Origin of the sequence: Burkholderia sp. A2, assembly GCF_001729305.1 — a bacterium.
In the GTDB taxonomy this organism is placed as follows: Bacteria; Pseudomonadota; Gammaproteobacteria; order Burkholderiales; family Burkholderiaceae; genus Burkholderia; species Burkholderia sola.
The window spans coordinates 1-1,847 of the sequence record NZ_LZXX01000141.1; the positions used below are offsets into that span (position 1 = coordinate 1).

The following is a 1,847-nucleotide window of genomic DNA, read 5'->3' on the forward strand; positions in this document are numbered from 1 at the left end:
CGGCCACGGCCGACGGCCGGCCCGGCCGGCCGCGGCGGGCGCCGCCGCTCGATCGCGTGACGCTGCGCCCCGTATGTGTTCCGACCCCAAGGAGAGAGCCATGCAATATCTACGCAACGTGTCCCGATTTGCCGTCGCCGCGGCGCTGACCGTCGGCCTCGCGGCCGGTGCGACCGGCGCGTACGCGCAGTCGGACGGTCTGCCCGCCGCGAGCCAGCAAGGCGATATCAGCTATGTGTCGGGCGGTATTGGCAAGGACCAGTCGACGGCATTCCAGAATAACGAGGCGTCATGGCCGCTCGCGCTGCGCTTCACCGGCAAGGGCGGCGAGTTCCTGGCCGACGTCCATGTCCGGATCGTCGACGGCAAGGGCACCGAGGTGCTGGCGACCGACGCGCGCGGGCCGTACATGCTGGTGAAGCTGCCGCCGGGGCGCTATACGGTGCATGCGTCGTACCAGGGCAGCGACGAATCGCGCGCCGTCACGGTCGGCGCGAAGGGCGGCGCGAAAGCCGCGTTCCAGTGGAGTGCGCAGTAGCCGCCGGCGCGCGGCCCGGGCCCGGGACGCGCAATCGGACGCAGTTTCGCCCATAATGAAAGCCACGGCATGCGTGCCGTGGCTTTTTCGTTTCCTGCCCGGCCTGGCGGCCGCCCGAAGGAGAAACGATGTCCGATGCAGCCGACCCCCGACTCGAAATCGTGCCGAACCGTCATCGCGTGCGCGTGATCCATCGCGGCATCACGTATGCCGATTCGCACGGCGCGCTGACCGTGCGTGAAGCGGGGCTCCCGGACATCCACTACCTGCCGCGCAGCGACGTCAACATGCACCGGCTCGTGAAATCGGGCGTCACGACAGCCTGCCCGTTCAGGGGGCAGGCCGTACATTTCGATTTGCAGACGGAAGACGGCGTGATCGAGAACGCCGCATGGAGTTACGAAGAACCGAAGGAGGCGGCCGCCGTGCTCGCGCACTACGTCGCCTTCGATGTCGCACGGGTCGACAGTCTCGTCGAGACGTCCTGATGCGGCGCGCGTTCATCGGGGAGGCGTCATGGAATTGAACGACACGTTACGCGTACCGCTCGCGCCGCCTGTCGTGCGGGAAGCGCTGGAGGATCTCGCGCTGCTGCGGGCGAGCTTCGATCATTGCGAATCGTTCGTGAAACTCGCGCACGGCGAGTTCGCGCTGACGATCACGGTGCCGCTCGGCCCGCTGCGCGCCCGCTACGACGTGCGCGCGCATGCGGCCGCCGAGCAGGGCGACGCGCAAGGGCAGTCGCGCCGCGTGCTCAACTTCAAGGCGCGGGCCGACGGCCTCGGCGCGCTGCGCGGCCAGGTCGAACTCGTGCTGATGCCGGATGACGAGGCGACCGCCACGCGAATCGAGTACGTGGTCTGGGCGACGGCGAGCGGGCCGCTCGCGGAGTTGCCGGGGCGGCAGATCGACAATGCGCTGCGCGAATGGACCGACACGTTCTTCCGTGAGTTCTGCGCGGTCGTGCAGGCGAAGCACGGCCTCGCCCCGAATCGCGCGAGCGCCCCCGCACAGCGACGCCAGCATGTATTTCTGCGGTCGGCATCGCTGATGGCCGCAACGAAGCGTTCGCTGCCGCCGCACCTCGGCGGCACGCTGAGCGGGCGGGCGGCGAGCGCGCTCCGGCATCGCGATTCCGGCACGGTGCCCGTGTGGGCGTGGGCGGTGATGATCGTGTTCGTCGCGCTGCTGCTTTACGCGGCACGCTGGTTCAACGGCGGCTGAGCGGCCGCCCGGCTTTGCGTCACGACGTGTCCGCCGCCCGCGCGGCGGGCGTCACCGTCCCGCGTCGGCACCGGTGCCGGCGCCG

The 1,847-nt window shown here is 69.8% G+C and carries 3 protein-coding genes; all 3 read left to right on the forward strand.

The genetic code is table 11. From position 1 onward, the window contains the following. Positions 1-100: 100 nt before the first annotated feature. The 3 genes from A9Z05_RS31445 to A9Z05_RS31455 all read left to right on the forward strand — a co-directional run bounded on the left by A9Z05_RS31445 (position 101) and on the right by A9Z05_RS31455 (position 1,762). Positions 101-538, forward strand: a complete 438-nt coding sequence (locus tag A9Z05_RS31445; protein WP_069621480.1) for a carboxypeptidase-like regulatory domain-containing protein — start codon at positions 101-103, stop codon at positions 536-538. 128 nt (positions 539-666) lie between these two features. After that, complete coding sequence (locus A9Z05_RS31450; RefSeq protein WP_069621481.1) at positions 667-1,026, forward strand: DUF427 domain-containing protein; 360 nt, start codon at positions 667-669, stop codon at positions 1,024-1,026. A 28-nt stretch (positions 1,027-1,054) separates the two neighbouring features. Beyond that, positions 1,055-1,762 (forward strand): CoxG family protein, encoded by a 708-nt coding sequence (locus A9Z05_RS31455; protein WP_069621482.1) that lies wholly within the window; start codon positions 1,055-1,057, stop codon positions 1,760-1,762. Positions 1,763-1,847: the final 85 nt, after the last annotated feature.

Coding starts and splice junctions, on each gene's coding strand:
- A9Z05_RS31445 (WP_069621480.1), top strand. CDS start 101: ATGCAATATCTACGCAACGTGTCCCGATTTGCCGTCGCCGCGGCGCTG.
- A9Z05_RS31455 (WP_069621482.1), top strand. CDS start 1,055: ATGGAATTGAACGACACGTTACGCGTACCGCTCGCGCCGCCTGTCGTG.
- A9Z05_RS31450 (WP_069621481.1), top strand. CDS start 667: ATGTCCGATGCAGCCGACCCCCGACTCGAAATCGTGCCGAACCGTCAT.